This window comes from Polaribacter sp. 2305UL8-11 (genome assembly GCF_058147165.1).
The window spans coordinates 164,202-181,066 of the sequence record NZ_JBYVJW010000007.1; the positions used below are offsets into that span (position 1 = coordinate 164,202).

18 protein-coding genes are annotated in these 16,865 nt (G+C 27.6%); 8 read left to right on the forward strand and 10 right to left on the reverse strand.

Going from position 1 to position 16,865, the window contains the following annotated elements; all coding sequences use genetic code 11:
* Positions 1 to 7: 7 nt before the first annotated feature.
* Complete coding sequence (locus tag ACY2RW_RS08505) at positions 8 to 1,246, forward strand: DoxX family protein (protein WP_490122291.1); 1,239 nt, start codon at positions 8 to 10, stop codon at positions 1,244 to 1,246.
* Here the strand turns inward: ACY2RW_RS08505 and ACY2RW_RS08510 are convergent.
* The 3 genes from ACY2RW_RS08510 to ACY2RW_RS08520 all read right to left on the reverse strand — a co-directional run bounded on the left by ACY2RW_RS08510 (position 1,243) and on the right by ACY2RW_RS08520 (position 3,243).
* Complete coding sequence (locus ACY2RW_RS08510; protein WP_490122292.1) at positions 1,243 to 1,896, reverse strand: DUF2490 domain-containing protein; 654 nt, start codon at positions 1,894 to 1,896, stop codon at positions 1,243 to 1,245. The two genes, ACY2RW_RS08505 and ACY2RW_RS08510, sit on opposite strands and share 4 nt — an antisense overlap.
* Positions 1,897 to 2,424 (reverse strand): hypothetical protein, encoded by a 528-nt coding sequence (locus ACY2RW_RS08515; protein ID WP_490122293.1) that lies wholly within the window; start codon positions 2,422 to 2,424, stop codon positions 1,897 to 1,899.
* A 192-nt stretch (positions 2,425 to 2,616) separates the two neighbouring features.
* The gene (locus ACY2RW_RS08520; protein WP_490122294.1) at positions 2,617 to 3,243 is read right to left on the reverse strand and encodes a peptidylprolyl isomerase; all 627 of its coding nucleotides are present in this window, start codon (positions 3,241 to 3,243) and stop codon (positions 2,617 to 2,619) included.
* A gap of 111 nt (positions 3,244 to 3,354) precedes the next feature.
* Between ACY2RW_RS08520 and ACY2RW_RS08525 the strand changes: the two genes are divergently transcribed.
* The 4 genes from ACY2RW_RS08525 (at position 3,355) to ACY2RW_RS08540 (ending at position 7,815) form a co-directional block, all read left to right on the forward strand.
* A complete protein-coding gene (locus tag ACY2RW_RS08525) occupies positions 3,355 to 3,726 on the forward strand; it encodes a BlaI/MecI/CopY family transcriptional regulator (RefSeq protein WP_490122295.1) in 372 nt (123 codons plus the stop codon).
* Positions 3,723 to 5,771: a M56 family metallopeptidase gene (locus ACY2RW_RS08530; RefSeq protein ID WP_490122296.1), complete on the forward strand. Its 2,049-nt coding sequence runs from the start codon at positions 3,723 to 3,725 to the stop codon at positions 5,769 to 5,771. Before ACY2RW_RS08525 ends, ACY2RW_RS08530 begins: the two co-directional genes overlap by 4 nt.
* Positions 5,772 to 6,008: 237 nt before the next feature.
* A complete protein-coding gene (locus ACY2RW_RS08535; protein WP_490122297.1) occupies positions 6,009 to 7,109 on the forward strand; it encodes a DUF4407 domain-containing protein in 1,101 nt (366 codons plus the stop codon).
* Positions 7,110 to 7,260: 151 nt separating this feature from the next.
* Positions 7,261 to 7,815, forward strand: coding sequence for a thioredoxin family protein (locus tag ACY2RW_RS08540; RefSeq protein WP_490122298.1), 555 nt, complete (start codon positions 7,261 to 7,263; stop codon positions 7,813 to 7,815).
* 152 nt (positions 7,816 to 7,967) lie between these two features.
* On the opposite strand, the gene ACY2RW_RS08545 is transcribed toward ACY2RW_RS08540, so the two are convergent.
* From ACY2RW_RS08545 to ACY2RW_RS08575, 7 genes are all read right to left on the reverse strand, one after another.
* The gene (locus ACY2RW_RS08545) at positions 7,968 to 8,921 is read right to left on the reverse strand and encodes a hypothetical protein (protein ID WP_490122299.1); all 954 of its coding nucleotides are present in this window, start codon (positions 8,919 to 8,921) and stop codon (positions 7,968 to 7,970) included.
* A 93-nt stretch (positions 8,922 to 9,014) separates the two neighbouring features.
* Positions 9,015 to 10,034, reverse strand: coding sequence for an FUSC family protein (locus ACY2RW_RS08550; RefSeq protein ID WP_490122300.1), 1,020 nt, complete (start codon positions 10,032 to 10,034; stop codon positions 9,015 to 9,017).
* A gap of 1 nt (position 10,035) precedes the next feature.
* A complete protein-coding gene (locus ACY2RW_RS08555) occupies positions 10,036 to 10,269 on the reverse strand; it encodes a hypothetical protein (protein ID WP_490122301.1) in 234 nt (77 codons plus the stop codon).
* Between the two features lie 26 nt (positions 10,270 to 10,295).
* Positions 10,296 to 10,901: a thiamine diphosphokinase gene (locus ACY2RW_RS08560; RefSeq protein WP_490122302.1), complete on the reverse strand. Its 606-nt coding sequence runs from the start codon at positions 10,899 to 10,901 to the stop codon at positions 10,296 to 10,298.
* Positions 10,902 to 10,947: 46 nt separating this feature from the next.
* Positions 10,948 to 11,994 (reverse strand): serine hydrolase domain-containing protein, encoded by a 1,047-nt coding sequence (locus ACY2RW_RS08565; RefSeq protein WP_490122303.1) that lies wholly within the window; start codon positions 11,992 to 11,994, stop codon positions 10,948 to 10,950.
* Positions 11,984 to 13,339 carry an alpha/beta hydrolase family protein gene (locus ACY2RW_RS08570; RefSeq protein WP_490122304.1) on the reverse strand — a complete coding sequence of 452 codons (1,356 nt, stop codon included), beginning with the start codon at positions 13,337 to 13,339 and terminating at the stop codon, positions 11,984 to 11,986. The genes ACY2RW_RS08565 and ACY2RW_RS08570 overlap by 11 nt, the downstream gene beginning before the upstream one ends.
* Positions 13,340 to 13,435: 96 nt before the next feature.
* A complete protein-coding gene (locus tag ACY2RW_RS08575) occupies positions 13,436 to 13,777 on the reverse strand; it encodes a MotA/TolQ/ExbB proton channel family protein (protein WP_490122305.1) in 342 nt (113 codons plus the stop codon).
* 205 nt (positions 13,778 to 13,982) lie between these two features.
* Between ACY2RW_RS08575 and ACY2RW_RS08580 the strand changes: the two genes are divergently transcribed.
* The 3 genes from ACY2RW_RS08580 to ACY2RW_RS08590 are packed head-to-tail and all read left to right on the forward strand — an operon-like array spanning position 13,983 to position 16,865.
* Positions 13,983 to 15,026 carry a sensor histidine kinase gene (locus tag ACY2RW_RS08580; RefSeq protein WP_490122306.1) on the forward strand — a complete coding sequence of 348 codons (1,044 nt, stop codon included), beginning with the start codon at positions 13,983 to 13,985 and terminating at the stop codon, positions 15,024 to 15,026.
* A 2-nt stretch (positions 15,027 to 15,028) separates the two neighbouring features.
* Positions 15,029 to 15,745, forward strand: coding sequence for a LytR/AlgR family response regulator transcription factor (locus ACY2RW_RS08585; protein WP_490122307.1), 717 nt, complete (start codon positions 15,029 to 15,031; stop codon positions 15,743 to 15,745).
* Positions 15,746 to 15,779: 34 nt separating this feature from the next.
* Positions 15,780 to 16,865, forward strand: coding sequence for a diphosphomevalonate decarboxylase (locus ACY2RW_RS08590; RefSeq protein ID WP_490122308.1), 1,086 nt, complete (start codon positions 15,780 to 15,782; stop codon positions 16,863 to 16,865).

The following is a 16,865-nucleotide window of genomic DNA, read 5'->3' on the forward strand; positions in this document are numbered from 1 at the left end:
ACCAAAAATGAAGCTAACCAGAGAATATAAAACTTATTGGTCTGCAATAGAGAAAGTAATTTTTAAATTTATATTTCTTTATTTTACGTTCTATATTTTATCCATTTTTACAGGTGGTTTATGGGAGCCAATAACAAAATGGTTAGGTAGAACGTTTTTTAATATTACTTATGATTTTTCTTCTAATGGTAGAGGAAGTGGAGATACAACTTATGCATATTTAACGCTCTTTTTATTTTTATGCCTATCTACAATTGGTAGTGTTATTTGGTCTTTTATCGATAGAAAAAGAGCCTCTTATAATCAAATACAATATGGTTTTTTGGTTGCAATTCGTTTTGTTTTAATTTTCTTTATGCTTACCTATGGTATTATTAAAATATTTCATTTGCAAATGCAACCTGTATCTAATGCAGGTTTACTTAAATCTTTAGGAGAAAAAACGCCTATGGGTTTGGCATGGACTTTTATGGGGTTTTCTAAAACATATAGTGTTTTTGCAGGTTTAGCAGAAGTAATTGCTGGTATTTTGCTAGTTTCTAGAAGAACTCAAACTTTTGGTGCTATAGCCACTATTGTAGTGATGCTAAATGTTTTTATGATGAATTTATGTTTTGACATTCCTGTTAAAATATTTTCATTTCATCTATTCTTAATGGGTATTGTGCTTTTAATGGCAGATGCAAAACGTGTTTTTGGAGTTTTATTATTTAATAAAAATATTGGAGAGTATGTTATTTATCCACAGTTAAAAAAAGGAGATAGACAAATTATAATTATTGTAAAAAGCGTACTATTACCAATAGTGATTGGTTTTTTTGTATTAACCAGTTATCCTAGATATCAAAGAACGTACTTAAATCCTAAAGCTCCATTATTTGGTATTTGGGAAGTTTCTGAATACAAAACAGGAAAAAATAAGGTAATTTCTGAAACTAATTTTAGAGAACGTTGGCAATATATTGCTGTAGATAGAGCCAAATACGCCTCTGTTAGAAAGTTTAATGATAAGCAAAGAGCATATAAATTTATTGTTGATACAGTACAAAAGAAAATAGCTTTTGGTTTATATAGAGCAAAAGAACTAGACACTTTACAGTACACATTAAAAGATAAAAACCTCGAAATTTTTGGAGTTATAGAAAAAGATTCTGTATTTGTTAAGGCAACATTAAAACCTGTTGATGATTTTTTACTTCAAAATAGAGGCTTTAACTGGATTAATGAAACCCCTTACAACAACTAAATAGAAATATACCAAGTTGCTCTAAACCAAAGTGTACCTTCTGATGGATTTTTAGAAATAAACTCACTTAATCGATAATCTAAACCTATTTCAATTTTGTCCTTTTCTGATGCTTGATAACCAAGATAAGGTGTAAGTCTAACTTCTAAATCAGAAAAATCATACAGGTATTCGTTACCAATTTTTAAGTAAAATTCTTTAACATCTACACGTTCTCCATTTAACGGTTTTTCTACACTTAATCTATAACGTGTTCTATAGGTGGTTCTTTTTTTAGATTGATAAAATTGCTCAAAAGCAAACCTATGTCCTATTTTTAACGAAGAAAATTTATCTACAAAATTGTAATGCTGCAATGTTCTGTGTATGGTTTCTGAACCTCGAAAACGTAAAATATATCCAAAATTTAAAGATTGATTTCCAGCAATTTTTATGGAATAGATAGAAGAGATATCTACTAAACTATGTGCAAACATAAAATCTTCATCGTAAATTATTCTTCTGGTTTCTAGACTGTTTACCCATTTTGTTTTGTCTGATAGTTTTTTTGATAGTACAACTTTTGGGAGAAACCCCAAATCTACATCAGACTGACAAAACGTGTTTGTATATAAAAATAATCCTAAAAAAATAATAAAAAAAGTTCTCATTTAAAACTCAAGATTAATAGAATTGCTGGAAGAAAATTGCAATTCTTTAAAAATAGTACCTTTTGCATTCATTAAAACCTCGTAGTTATTATACCCAGTTTTAGTTTTACCCTTTACCACAATTTCGTAATTGGGTATTATTTTTTGATGATGTGTTTTTAATTTAAAAACAGATGTATACATTTCGCTTTCAGCACCTTTGTATTGTACCTGAACCTTTTTAATTTTATACTTTAAAAATCTTTTTTTTAATGAAGTAGTAATATTTTGTTGAATTTCTTTGGGCAGTTCTTTTAATTTTACTGTTTTTTCTACATCCAGAATCTCACCTTTTTCAGAAAACTCTATACTGTATTTGTGGTTGTTATAACACACTTTTGCTTCAAAAGTTTTACCATCATTACTTTCTTCTGCATACCATTTTACTTTCTTTTTAAAATCCCACATTTTTATGATGTGTGATGCTGTTTTGGGCACCTCTTTTTCTTTAATTCTATATTCTCTTTCAAATTTTTGTTGAGATATCACAATTTGTATGTTTACAAATAGTATAAGTAAAACACTAAAAAAGTACTGGTTTTTCATACAAACAAATTATTTTTTTGTTACTATTAATTTTAAAAATGCTAAAAGCTGCGTTAGGGATTGAAGTGGAAATCCTTTTGGGCTTTTTTGCTCAAAAGATTGTAACGTAAAGCCCGTTAAAACGCCCAAAAAAATCTATTTTAAAATATAGGCTTTTGTTATAAAATCTATTTCTGGATACTTTCTTTTAATAAAATTGTGACCGTATTTATTGATGGAATCTTGCCTTCTACCCAGTTTATCTCCATATTTATGATAGAATTTTAGCACATTTTCAAATCCGTTAGTAACTTTTGCAATCACTGGAAAACCTTTTACGCCTGAATATGTTAAAGTGTCCAAACGATGATTATTTTTTAAATTGATAAAAATTTGAGTGGTTCTGGTTTTCTTTCCTCCTCTTGCAAAAGCAATGGTCATAGAATCATTTTTTTTAAGTATAGGTTCATCTTTAATTCCGAAATTATTCCATGCTTTGTTAATGATAGAATCGTTATGAATTCCAAACTGTGCCACAAATTTTGGCACAACTCTAAAAACTGGAGTGTTGTTATAAAAACCGTGTTTTATTAAAGCGTGCAATCTATCTACACCTGCTGGAGACCAAGCTCTTTTGGCATAAATATCAAAGTTACCTTGTGTCGTTTCAAAACGTGCATTAAACTCTTTTGGAGCTTCTTTTTTTATCCATTTTTCGCTAAATATTTTTTTAGCACAAGAAAAAAACAAGCAGATAACAAATAGGTATACTAATTTTTTCATGAAAAATGATTTTTTTGAGTGCTAAGATACTAAAGATGAATAAATTTTTAACTCTACATTTGTAGAATTGATTTTTTTATTCTATGTTTGTAGAGTAAAAAATAAATTCTTATGCAATTATCTAAAACTGAAGAACAATTAATGCAATATTTATGGAAACGTAAAAAAGCATTTTTAAAAGATTTATTAAAAGATTTTCCTGAACCAAAGCCTGCAACAACAACAGTTGCTACTTTATTAAAAAGAATTTCTGATAAAGGTTTTGTAGATTATAAACTGTATGGAAAATCGAGAGAGTATTTTCCGTTGATAAAAAAAACAGACTATTTCTCAAAACATGTAAATGGTTTGATTAAAAATTTTTTTAATGATTCTGCAAGCCAGTTTGCTTCTTTTTTTACAAAAGAAACCAATTTATCTACCCAAGAGTTAGAAGAATTGAAAAAAATAATAGACAGTCAAATTAAAAAACAACAAAAATGATAACCTATATTTTAAAATCTGTAAGTTGTTTGGCATTATTGCTGTTTTTCTATCATTTTATATTGGAAAAAGAAAAAATGCATTCTTTCAATCGTTTTTATTTATTAATTGGGGTTTTAGTTTCTTTATTAATTCCGTTTGCGACACTAACTATAGCTCCAGTTCCAGTAACAGTTGCCACAATTAAAAATATTGAACAACCTTTTGTTGTTGAAGAATCTGCTCCAATTCTTATTAAAGAATCTATCAATTACACAAACTACGCTATAGGATTTTACTTGCTAATTTCATCGATATTATTAATCAGATTTGGAAAAAATTTATTTAAAATTTTTAAAAAAATAAGATTCAGTAAAAAAACAAAACATGAAAAAGCAACTTTGGTTTTAGTAGATGATAAAATTTTGCCCCACACTTTTTGGTCTTACATCTTTATTAATAAAGACGATTATAACAAAGGGAAAATTGAAGAAGAATTATTTACTCACGAATTAACACATGTAACCCAAAAACACACTTTAGATGTTTTATTTATAGAGTTGATTCAAATTGTATTTTGGATAAATCCTTTGTTCATATTTCTAAAAAAAGCGGTTCAATTAAACCATGAGTTTTTAGCGGATGAAACCGTTATCAATCAACATAAAAACACTTTCCAATATCAGCATTTATTATTGAATAAAGCTGCTTGGAACAACGAATATTACTTGGCCAGTAATTTGAATTATTCACTTACTAAAAAAAGATTATTAATGATGACAACACAAAGTTCACACACAAAAATTTGGTTAAAAAAACTGGCGGTAATTCCGCTTTTAGCCGGATTTGTACTCCTCTTTGCAGAAAGAGTTGAGGCGCAGGAAAAAATTGAAACTATTTATGAGCAAGAACCATCTAAACAAAAGAAAATAGAGGATACAGAAGCTTATAAAGAATATGTTCATAAAGATTCTTTTATAACTTACAAAGACAAGAATGGAAAAAAGGTTTCAAAACGTTATAGTAAGATGAGTAAAGAAGAAAAACAAAAAATAAAATTTTTTACTCCACCATTAACATTTAAGAAAAAGCCACCAACAAAAAAACAATTTGAAGATTTAAAAAATGAAAAGAAATACGCTATTTGGATTGATGGTAAAGTTGTAAAAAATGAAGTTTTAAACAATTACAAACACACAGATTTTGTAAGATACTCTAATAGCCATGTTTATAAAAATGCAAGAAGTAAACGTTTTCCTCAAGAAAATCAAGCAAGTTTAGAGACCATAAAATATTTTAAAGCTCAGAATAAAAAAAGGGTGCAAAAATTTAACGACTATTTAGAGAAAGAGTATAAAATTGAAGAAATTAAAGAGAAGCCTACAGAATATAATGATTCTCCAATTCCATCTAACAATTCATCTAAACAAAGTATTAGTGATATTAAATTAAAAAATCTTAATGTTTTAAAAAATGAGTATTTAGATGCCTCAAAATCTTTAAAAAAATATAACAAAATAAACAAGTTATATGAAGCAAAAAGAAACTTAAAACCTCATTTTATAAAAAGTTCTAAAAAAAGGCAGAAAGGTTTAAAAGAGCAGTATTCATTATTAGGAACTTTATATTTTAAATTATCTAAAGAAGACAAAAAAAAGGCAGAAAGACCAGTTCATCCTCATGACCCTTACTTAAAATTGATGAAAAACAACAAAGTTTTTTATAAGTTAAAGAATGATTTAACAGCAGAAGATAAATTGTTAATTCCACCTCCACCACCAGCTCCAAACGCAACAAAAGCAGAAATTTTAAAAGCAAAAGCTGCACATAAAGATTGGAAAAAGAGAACCGGAAATGATTTTGCACCTCCACCACCAAGAAATCATTTAGACCAAGTGATAAAAATGGCTAAAAAAGGAGCAAAATTCTACTTTGAAAAAGAACCAATAAGTTCTGACAAAGCAATTGAAATGCTGAAAAAGAATAGAAAATTAAGTATCCATTCAGAAAGCACAAACAACAGCGATTACAAAGTTTGGATTTCTAAAACACCTATTAAAGATTAATTTTTTAAAGTTGAACAATAGTCTTCGACAAGCTCAGACTGACATTCTAAAGATCAATAAATTTTATGATTGTCAAACTGAGCTTGTCGAAGTTTCTTTTTATGTAACAATTTCAAATTTAAAGCGTTGTATTAGCATAACTTGTCATTTCGAGTGATTTTTGAGTTTACGAAAAAATTGTATCGAGAAATCTCTTTTCTAATTTATTTTTTTTGAAGTGGCTAAAATAATTCTTAAATGCTTAAAAATTTCTTTCTTATCTGTTCTGGAGTTGATAAAAATTTAATTGAAGATTGTTCTAATGGAGAACAAAATAAATATGTTGGCATTGGAGCCACCGTTTTTTTTACAGCAATTATGGCAACCATTGCAGGAAGCTATGCTCTTTATACTGTTTTCGATAATTTGTATGCTGCAATTTTCTTTGGATTGGTTTGGGGCTTGTTAATTTTTAATCTTGACAGGTTTATAGTTTCTACCATTAAAAAATCGGATTCTAAATGGAAAGAATTTCTGCAAGCATCACCTAGAATTTTATTGGCTGTAATTATTGCCATTGTAATTTCTAAACCTTTAGAGTTAAAATTGTTTGAGAAAGAAATCAATCAAGTTTTATTGACTGAAAAAAACCAAATGACATTGGATAATAAAACCCAAATAGCACAACAATTTATACCAGAAATTGTAAAAATAAATTTAGAAATAACAGCTTTAAAAGCAGAAATAGACACAAAAGAAGCAGCAACCAATGCTTTATATGAAACTTACATTGCAGAAGCTGAAGGTAGAAAAGGAACAAAATTGTTAGGAAAAGGACCTGTTTACAAAGAAAAAAGAGAAAAACACGATGCTGCTTTGGCTGAATTGAATCAACTGAAAAAAGATAATGCAGAAAAAATACAAGCAAAAGAATTAGCGATTGTAGATTTGCAAAACAATCAAAAAAAATCTGAAATTAAAACACAACCCATTATTGCTAATTTTGATGGATTAATGGCAAGAATAAATGCACTTGGTAAATTACCTTGGTTGCCATCATTTTTTATTTTTCTATTGTTTTTAGCTATAGAAACGTCACCTATTTTTGCAAAACTAATTTCACCAAAAGGCGAATATGATTTTAAATTAGAAGATAATGAAACCGCTGTAAAAACTTGGGTACAACAACAAGTTCAGCAAAGAGAAGAAATGCTAAAAGCAGACATCAACATCAACAAAAAAGTGTATAATGATATTACAGAAGAGGAAGAATTGTATAACTACAAACAAAAAATGGCTCGAGATTTAATGAAATTACAAGCCGATTCTTTCTATAAAAAACAACAAAAAATGTTGTAGTATCTTAATAATTTGAGTTTATATGTCATTCCGAATTAAGAATGAGGATGAATCTCAAAAACAAAAAATTTCTGAAATTCCTAAATCGCTTATAAAAGCTCATTTTGAAATAACAGACTAAAACCAACAACAAAAACTAAAAAACATACTTATGGCATTAACAGAGTCAAACGAATTTAAAATAGGAACAAAAGCTCCAGATTTTAATTTAATAAATACAATAGATGATACATTTTATTCGCTAAACGATTTAATAGGCAAAAAAGGAACTGTTGTTATGTTTATTTGTAATCATTGTCCTTTTGTAATTCATGTGAATGCAGAATTGGTAAAAATGGCAAATGAGTTTCAAGAAAAAGGAATTAATTTTATAGCTATTAGTAGTAATGAAATAGAAAATTACCCACAAGATGCCCCAAAATTTATGAAACAAGTTGCAGAAAAATTGAATTATCCTTTTCCGTATTTATTTGATGAAACCCAAGAAGTAGCTAAGAATTATGAAGCTGCTTGTACTCCAGATTTTTATGTTTTTGATGAAAATTTATTAGCAGTTTATCATGGGCAATTAGATGATTCTAGACCTGGTAATGGAAAACCTTTAGATGGTAAAGATATACGCAAAGCATTAAAACACTTGTTGGAAAATAAACCTGTTTTAGAAACCCAAAAACCAAGTGTGGGTTGTGGAATAAAATGGAAGTGATTTTTTTTGTTTTCACTAACGTGTTTGTGTATGATTTCGTTACGTGGTTTAAGCACCTAATTTAGTAAATAATTACTGACAAAGAAAGTCCTTGCGGATTTTTGCAAGTAGGCAAAAAGCGAGCAATAAATTATATATGGTGTTGTACACAGTTAATTTTGTTTTAGTATTTCCTTCAATTCAGTTTCTGTAGTTTTCTTTAAATTAACTTCATAACTTTCTTGTTCATTTAATTCAATTTTATCAGCAAATAAATAATCATTTTTAAATCCTACAATTATTAAAAATGTATTATTTTTTATAAAAGGAATATTATTCAAATGTATGCTGTCTTTTCTGTGAAAATTTGAAATAAAGGAATTCAGGTTTTTATAAACTACGTAAGAATTAATTAAATCGATATTTACATTATTCAAATTTATTTTAAAATCTAATGATGATGTATTTTCTACAAATTTATCAATATTAATCCAACTTAAATTATTCGTCATTATTGAGTTAGCAGTACTGTCAATTTTGTAATATTTTCCTGGAAAATAACCTATAGTATCTACTATATTTTCTACAACTGTAATTCCTCCTCCAGCATTATGAAGAACATCTTTTTTATGAATAATAGCTTTTCTCTCGTCTAAAATATCCCATTCAAATTGACCTAAAGTATCAACTTTCGCTGAAAAAATATTATTTCCTTTTAATTTGTTTTCAGGAAACTCAATTTTTAGAAATTTATTTTCTTTCAATACAATTCTTTGGTTTCCAACTTTAAATTCTATAAAAATTACTCCAGAACTTTCTAATAATTTCCCATCACTCGTAATTGTATTAACATTATTGTAAATAAGATCTTCAAAGTTATAAAATTCATTAAGGTTTAATGATACTTTCTCCTTTTTTGAAACTTGAAAATCTTCTCTATTATAAAATATTTTTGTTCCGTTTTTTCCATTTATTTCAAGAGAAACTAATGTATCTAAATCAAATGTTTGCAATTGATTTTTCCCAAATTTTTCTAATTCATTTTTGGGAAACTCTCTAATGAAATCTTTTTTGCAACCAATTAATATGATAAATGTAAAAATTATTAAGGAAGTTCTATTTTTCATAATTGTGTACAACTCTAATAATAAAGTGAGTTTTAATTCACTTTATGATGAGTTAGCGAAGTTATATTTTTAAAAGTTTAGAACCAAAGCAAACTATTTTGTATTAAAATTTTCAAAAAGTTTTTCCAAACTATCTTTAATTTCACTTAAACCAAACATAAACGTATTTCTTAGAATGTTTAAATCTTTGTTGTCTGTATTAATTTGAATGTTCTTTTTTGTAGTTTCTATCAACTCAGAAAAATCATCTATTTCTTTTTGATTTACACTTTCTTTAGAAGCAAATTTTTTAATAATGTCACAAGCTTTTTCAGTTACTTTTTCTGAGTTTTTTTCAATACCAGCTTCTCCATCAGAAACATTTACATCAGATTTATCTGCAACTCTTTGAATAATAGTAATAGAGTTGAATAAACGCTCTGTATTTTTAATTAAATCTTGTAACTTTTGTTTATCACTAAAAGCAATAGAGTTTGTGTTCTTTTTAGCTTGATTTAGGTTGGTACTAAAATTATCATTTATTTTAGCTGTGTTTTTATTTTCATTATCTCTGGTATTTTCAAACTCAATCTGAAAACGATCACAAGTATTTCTTAATGCTTTTCTAATAAAATGCAAAGCTCTACTATCTGCGGTTTTAGGCCAAATAATTATAGAAATAAGAATACCTACAGCAACACCAAATCCAATAGAATATAACCTGCTTAAAACCAAATCAAAAGCATTGCCCTCTGAAGCCAATGCCAAAGCAACAGCAGCAACAACACCATATCTCCATTCTGGTCTGTAACTTGCAATTCCGTTAATAATAAATAAGGATAATAAAAGTGATAGTACTACACCTAACTCCCAAGGAATTAAAGCCACAAAAATAAAACCAATAATGGCACCCACTAAAGTTGATAAAAGTCTTCCTTTTGCTTGCTGAAATGTATTACCTATACTCGTTTCAATTACCAAAACTGCAGATAAAACTCCAACAAAACGTTCTGGGATTTTTAGTAAAACCATTAAATAATAACAAATTGCACCTGCTAAAGCAGATTGTATCGCCAACCTAAGAGCATCTCTTAAAGCTTCTTTGTCAATTTTTTTAATTGATTTTAAGTTCATTTTAAGCAATTTCTCCTCTTTGTGGTTTTAAGGCATCTCTGTAAATTTTCATGTCTTTTTCATCAACAGTTATGTATGCAGAACACAGCATTTCGTTTTTTTCTTGAATATCAATTTCAAAAAAATCTAACTTCTCTAATATTGCAAATTCTTTTAAATGAATGGTATGATGTTTTGCAGTTGCTGCAGCATCTGGACCTCTAAAATCCCATAATAGTTTTATTTTTCTAGACATTTTTTATTTTTAAAAGTTTTCAGTTTTTAATGATGAATAAAAACAAATAAATCTCCACTTTCAAAATTGATTTCAACATTATTTTCTATGGCTTTATTTCTGGTGCCAATTCGTTTTCCAAAAGTTAAATTTTCTTTATGTAAAGAATATTGCAATCCTTTTGTAAAGATTTTTTCTGCTTTAGGGAATGGAATTAAAGAAACAATTTTGTTTTTGCAGTTTTTTAGTGTTATGCTTTTATCACTTAAAAAGTAATGACTGTAATCATCAAAAAAAGTGAGTTTTAATTTATTTTTCCATTGTATGGCTGTATGTAAATTTCCTAAGAAATGGTCTTGTTCTTGTCCACTTGCACCATAAACATCAATTATTTTAAACCCCTTATCAAAAAGAATTTGTAGTATTTTATCAAAATCTGTAAAGTCTTGATTTGGTGTTTGAATTACTTCAATATCTTTTGGGATATTTTTTAGAGAATCAAAATCACCAGCAATAAAATGCGGAATTATATTTTGCTTTTTTAAATAATTGTAGGCACCATCTGTAGCACAAATTATATCATATTTAGAAAAATTTGGGAGCTTTTCTGGAGGTTGTCCATTTAATAATAAAAATACTTTTCTGGTTTTCATTCGTATACAAAAATACCCATTTCATAAATAAGAAAAATTAATTTTTTTAGTCTTTCTCAAAAGTAAATTGGTAGGCTTCAAAAATTTGCATTAAAGTTTTAGACATAGAAACCTTAGAGGCATTAAAAGTAAGTGCTATAGCTAAGTTTTTCTCTGGAGCATAAGCAGCAATAGATCTAAAACCATCTATTCTTCCATCATGTCCATAAGTGGTAATTCCTTTAAATTTAGAAACACTAATTCCCATTCCCATTTCGTTTATAGGTGTTGTCATTTCTTTTAAAGCTGACTTGCTAAGAAGTTTTCCTGAAAATAAATGATGGTAAAATAGATTAATTTCTTTTGCTGTAGATATAATGCCTCCTGCACCCATAGTTCCTATTAAATTTGTATGGTAAGTAATGGGAGACCATTTTTCATTTTCAGGAAAATAATCCATGGCTTCATTTTTAGTTAAATTTAAAGTATCTGCAAATGAGGTTCTTTTTGCATTAATTTTATCAAAAATAAATTCTGATAATATTTCTTTAAACGTTTTATTTTCAATTAATTCTGCAATGTAAGAGAGTATTATAAAGTTGGAGTTTGAATACGAAGTTTTTGCTCCAGGATTAAATTCGGGTGCAAATTCTTTTAATTTAGAAATCATTTCTGCTCTACTTCTTGGAGTTGCAATCCAACTTTCAAAATTTGGACTTTTGGTAATGTTATAAAGTCCACTTCTATGTCTTAAAAGTTGTGCTATTGTAATATTTTCTGCGTTAGTTATATCTGGAAAAAAAGTGCTTAGTTTTGTGTTTAAAGTCAGTTTTTTTTCGTCTACAAGTTTAAGAATTACAGTTGCTGTATAAGTTTTTGTAATTGAGCCAATCCAATATTTAGTGTCGCTATTTGCTTTTTTTTGAGTTTCTAAATTGGCAAAACCAAAAGAATTATTGTAAATTTCTTTGCCATCTTTAAAAATTGAAACAGTGCCCATTGCTTTTTGTTCTTTCTCATATTCCTTTAATTGTTCATCTAAGGTTAAGTTTGCAGAGCAACTATATAAAAAGATTGTGCTAAGAATAATTGTAACTATTTTTTTAATCATCATTTATTTTTTTTATTTTTAATAATGTGTTTTTTTTAGAGGTTTCTATGAGAGTATTTTTCTTATTTTTTAAATAGATATCAAAAAATGAAACCACTACTTCTGATGTTATTTTATAGGCTTCTTTAGTATTTATATTACCTGTTTCATTTAGTTGAGGAATGTTTATCATTAAAGGAATATCCATAAAATTAGAGTGTCCAGAGTTTGTAATTTTAGCCTTGTAAAAATCTGTAGTACTTCCATTTCTGAAAGCATATTTATTAAAGTTTGGATGAGGTGGTTTCCAATCTGAAGAAATCAAAAGAAAAGGTTTTGTTAAAGTAGTATCAATCATTTTTCCCCATTGAGCGCCATCAATATTTATTCCAGCAGTAATTCTTTTATCATCTAAAAGAGATTGACCAACTGCAGCTCCTCCTTGTGAATGGCCAAAAACGCCAATTTTATCTGTATCTAAATGCTCGGCTAAAAAGGAGTTTTTATTCCAATTTTGCAACTCATCAATTACAGATACAATATCTTTAGACCATCTTGTAGTTATATCTGCAGCTATGTAATTTTTCAGAATTTTTTCTGATACTAAGAGTTGTGAAGCATCATCTTTTGCATTGTTGAAATCTTGCTGACTTTTCCAAGCCATTTCTGCCATTTTTTGAGTGCTTATATATTTCTTATCATATTCTTGATGATATAATTGTAAACTACCATCAGGAAACATAGTTCCAGTACTCTCATAAGTATGGTTTATATTTAAAACAATATACCCTTGACTTACAATTTGTTCTATAATAGCATAATAACCAGATGCTTTAGAGTAAGAACCGTGAGAAAATATTAAAACAGGAAATTTTTTATTTACCAATTCTGCACCTTTGTAAGTGTTGGTTTTAATGTAATTTAAATAGTTAAAAGTTGTTTTAGGCACCCCATATTTTGCAGCAAAACTAATTCTATCTCCATCATTTAAATACGATTCTGTTTGTTCATCTTTAATAGTTGCAGGATACCAAGCCTTTATCATTAATTCTCTTTTATCATTAGGTATTTCCGTTATTGTTTCTGCTCTATCAGTTTTTAAGTGTATGTATTGTGAGCCAACTTTAAAATTTCCAGTAGGTTTTGGTAGTTTAAAAATTGGCAAAGCATTGGGTAGTACAAAGCCAATTGAAAGCAAAATAAATAGAGAAATTATTTTAAAAATTTTAAAAAACCAATTTCCTTTTAAAAATGAATATTCTTTATATATACTAAAAGCAATGATAAAAAGTAAACTATATAAAGGAAGCATTTGCCATCTGTAACCTTCAAGAATAAAATGAATTGCAAGCGTGCTAAAAATTATCAATAACTCAATTTTTTTAGCGATTCTTTTTTTATGAAAAGAAGGATATATTAATAAAAGAACAGAGATTATAAATATAATAACTTCAAAAAATCTCATCTATAACTCTTTTTTCATCCAGATTAGAACAATAACACCTAGTCTGCCAATTAAAAAAACTAATGAACCTACTCCAGGAGCTAATAAACCTAATTTAAGTCCTCCAGCCAAAATTCCTTGTGAAATTTCATTGGCATTAGAAATAGCATCTAAACTATTTATAATACCCAAAATAAATCCAAGAACTCCAAATACCAAAGCAAATAAGCTGATTGCTTTAAGAAGTTCTCTGTTTTTTGTGGTATTGTTTCTAAAGCCTTTTATAATTAGAAATAAAGTAATAAGTAAAAGAATAAGAAGTGTAACCATAAAAAAAGGACCTCCTTCGTTAATTAATTGCATAGTATTATATTTTAAATTGAACTCAAATATATTTTTATTGAAGCTGCAATAATTTTATTTGCGATGAAATAACAGTTTTGTAATGCTTTCTGCAAAAAGGACTTTGTTTTATATAAAAAGATTGTTTTTTTGTTTTTTAGATACTAAAATTGGTATTTCATCTCTATTTATTCTAAATTACTCCTGTAATTTTTTATTTTGCAACATGCAAAAGAAATTCATTTTCCTTTTAAAAAAAGGTGTTCTCCATTTTCTATTTTGGTTTTTAGTATGGTTTTTCTTTTACATTTTTTTTAGTGTAGGTAGTTCTAATAAGAGTTTTTTATCTTGGTTTTCATCACTATTAAGCTTTATTTCAATTGTAGCTTCTTATATTTTTGTGTATGATTTAATACCCAACTATTTACTTTTAAAAAAGCATTCAAAATTTGCTCTATATGCAATCTATACTGCAGTTTTTGTAACTGCAGCAGTTTTAATGACGGTTGCTTTTGGGTTTGTGTTTTTCTTTAATTTAGAATTTCAGCAAATGCCAGCTTTAATTAAAAACCCCTCTGTAATTTTAATTTGCGTTTTACTAATTATTGTATTGGCAAGCGGATTAAAAATTTTAAAATACAGTTACCAATCTTTAGAAGAAAAGAAAACGATAGAAAATAAGTTTTTGCAAACTCAACTAAGGCTTAAAGAACAAGAGCTAAAGTTTTTAAAAATGCAAATTCATCCACATTTTCTGTTTAATGCTTTAAATACCATTTATGGTTTTGCATTAAAAAAATCTGATGAAGCTCCAGAAATGATTTTAAAACTATCTAATTTATTAGATTATATTTTATATCAAATAAATAAACCTAAAGTAAATGTAGAAGAAGAAATAAACCATTTAGAAGATTATATTGCCTTAGAAAAAATGCGTTTTAACGACACTTTAAAAGTTACGTTTACAAAAGAGAACACAAATAATACCATGCAAATTGCACCTATGTTGTTAATTCCGTTTGTAGAAAACAGTTTTAAACATGGTAAAATAGTAGAAGATGTTTTAAAGGTAGATATTCACTTAAAAACAAATAAGAATCATTTGCAGTTTACAGTTCAAAATTCTTTTTTTCTTGAGGATGAAATACAGCCAGGAATTGGTTTAGAAAATATAAAAAAGAGATTAACGATGTTGTACCCCAACCAACATGAACTCACTATTTCTAATGAAAATAATTTTTTTAAAATAGTGTTAAAAATAGACCTATAAACATGACAAAAATAAATTGTGTAATCGTAGATGATGAAATTGTTGCTAGAGAAATATTGGAATCTTTTGTAGCAAAAATAACTAATTTACATCTTGTAAAAAGTTGTAAAAATGCGATGGAAGCCTTGCAAATAGCAAATACACATACAATAGATTTATTTTTTTTAGATATAAATATGCCAGACATTTCTGGTTTGTCTTTAGCAAAATCACTACATAAAAACTCCAAAATAATCTTTACAACTGCATATAGAGAATATGCCATAGATGGTTTCGATTTACAAGCAGTAGATTACCTGTTAAAACCCATTGCTTTTGATCGTTTTTTACAAGCTGTAAACAAATTTTTTGAAACCAGTTCTTCAAAAATTAATTCATTCAAAGAAGAAGAAGAAAAATTAGAGAAAAATCAATTTATTTTTGTGCGTTCAGAAAGAAAAATGGTAAAAATTTCTTTTGATGAAATTCTGTATGTAGAAAGTTTATCAGATTATATAAAAATATATTTACCCAACTCTACAATAGTTACCAGAGAAACTATAAGTAATATAGAAACAAAATTACCAACACAACATTTTTTTAGAATTCATAGGTCTTACATCATTAATAAAAATAAAATTAGTTCTTACACAAACGAATTTATAGAAATAAACAAAAAAGCATTGCCTATAAGCAGAACTTACAAAGAAAATCTGCTAAAAAAGTTGGCGAATTTTTAGTAGAAATAGTTTTATCTTTGATGCAAATTTTTAAATGTTGAGAGTAGAAAAATTTATTCCAAAGTCAAATTCAAATTCAGTAGAAAAAGCAACTTATACTTGGCAAACCCCAAGCAATATTGCTTTAGTAAAATACTGGGGTAAAAGCAATCCGCAAATCCCTAAAAATGCCTCTATTAGTTTTACCTTAAAAAATTGTCATACCATTACTACTATCAATTTTGATAAAAAAATAAACTCAGACAATGTAGATTTTGATTTGTTTTTTGAGGGGAAGCAAAAAGAAGAATTCAAACCTAAAATAGCAGAGTTTTTTAAAAGAGTTCAAGAGTATTGCCCTTATATTTTTGATTACAAAATGATAATTCATTCAGAAAATTCTTTCCCACATTCAAGTGGAATTGCTTCTTCAGCAAGTGGTTTAAGTGCAATTGCAATGTGTTTAATGAGTTTAGAAGCTGAATTAAGCAAAGATTTATCACAAGAGTTTATCAATAAAAAAGCTTCTTTTTTAGCAAGATTAGGTTCTGGAAGTGCAAGTAGGAGTGTAGAAGGCCCATTAGTTGTTTGGGGTAAACATTCAGAAATTAAAGGAAGTTCAGATTTGTTTGGTGTAAAATTTCCTTACAAAGTACATCCAGTTTTTAACAACTATCAAGATGCTATTTTGCTTGTAGATAAAGGCGAAAAACAAGTTTCAAGTACAGTTGGTCATAACTTAATGCACCAACATCCTTATGCAGAAAATCGTTTTAAACAAGCCAATAATAATTTGGCAAAAATGGCTACAATACTTCAAGAAGGAAATGTAAAACAGTTTATCAATTTAGTAGAAAGTGAAGCATTAACGCTACATGCTATGATGCTAACAAGCAATCCATATTTTATTTTAATGAAACCAAATACTTTAGAGGTAATTCATAAAATTTGGAACTACAGAAACAAAAATAATAGCAATATTTGTTTTACTTTAGATGCAGGTGCAAACGTGCATGTACTGTATCCAGAAAATGAGAAAGAGGCTGTAAATCTGTTTATTAAGAACGAGTTAGCAGAACACTGTCAGAAAAATCAGTATATTTGTGATTATGCAGGTTTAGGCGCAAAACTCCTTAACTAG

Excerpts from the sequence above, each read along its gene's own strand:
- ACY2RW_RS08505 (WP_490122291.1), top strand. The coding sequence starts at position 8 with ATGAAGCTAACCAGAGAATATAAAACTTATTGGTCTGCAATAGAGAAA.
- ACY2RW_RS08510 (WP_490122292.1), bottom strand. The coding sequence starts at position 1,896 with ATGAGAACTTTTTTTATTATTTTTTTAGGATTATTTTTATATACAAAC.
- ACY2RW_RS08520 (WP_490122294.1), bottom strand. The coding sequence starts at position 3,243 with ATGAAAAAATTAGTATACCTATTTGTTATCTGCTTGTTTTTTTCTTGT.
- ACY2RW_RS08525 (WP_490122295.1), top strand. The coding sequence starts at position 3,355 with ATGCAATTATCTAAAACTGAAGAACAATTAATGCAATATTTATGGAAA.
- ACY2RW_RS08530 (WP_490122296.1), top strand. The coding sequence starts at position 3,723 with ATGATAACCTATATTTTAAAATCTGTAAGTTGTTTGGCATTATTGCTG.
- ACY2RW_RS08535 (WP_490122297.1), top strand. The coding sequence starts at position 6,009 with ATGCTTAAAAATTTCTTTCTTATCTGTTCTGGAGTTGATAAAAATTTA.
- ACY2RW_RS08540 (WP_490122298.1), top strand. The coding sequence starts at position 7,261 with ATGGCATTAACAGAGTCAAACGAATTTAAAATAGGAACAAAAGCTCCA.
- ACY2RW_RS08545 (WP_490122299.1), bottom strand. The coding sequence starts at position 8,921 with ATGAAAAATAGAACTTCCTTAATAATTTTTACATTTATCATATTAATT.
- ACY2RW_RS08550 (WP_490122300.1), bottom strand. The coding sequence starts at position 10,034 with ATGAACTTAAAATCAATTAAAAAAATTGACAAAGAAGCTTTAAGAGAT.
- ACY2RW_RS08555 (WP_490122301.1), bottom strand. The coding sequence starts at position 10,269 with ATGTCTAGAAAAATAAAACTATTATGGGATTTTAGAGGTCCAGATGCT.
- ACY2RW_RS08560 (WP_490122302.1), bottom strand. The coding sequence starts at position 10,901 with ATGAAAACCAGAAAAGTATTTTTATTATTAAATGGACAACCTCCAGAA.
- ACY2RW_RS08565 (WP_490122303.1), bottom strand. The coding sequence starts at position 11,994 with ATGATGATTAAAAAAATAGTTACAATTATTCTTAGCACAATCTTTTTA.
- ACY2RW_RS08575 (WP_490122305.1), bottom strand. The coding sequence starts at position 13,777 with ATGCAATTAATTAACGAAGGAGGTCCTTTTTTTATGGTTACACTTCTT.
- ACY2RW_RS08580 (WP_490122306.1), top strand. The coding sequence starts at position 13,983 with ATGCAAAAGAAATTCATTTTCCTTTTAAAAAAAGGTGTTCTCCATTTT.
- ACY2RW_RS08585 (WP_490122307.1), top strand. The coding sequence starts at position 15,029 with ATGACAAAAATAAATTGTGTAATCGTAGATGATGAAATTGTTGCTAGA.
- ACY2RW_RS08590 (WP_490122308.1), top strand. The coding sequence starts at position 15,780 with ATGTTGAGAGTAGAAAAATTTATTCCAAAGTCAAATTCAAATTCAGTA.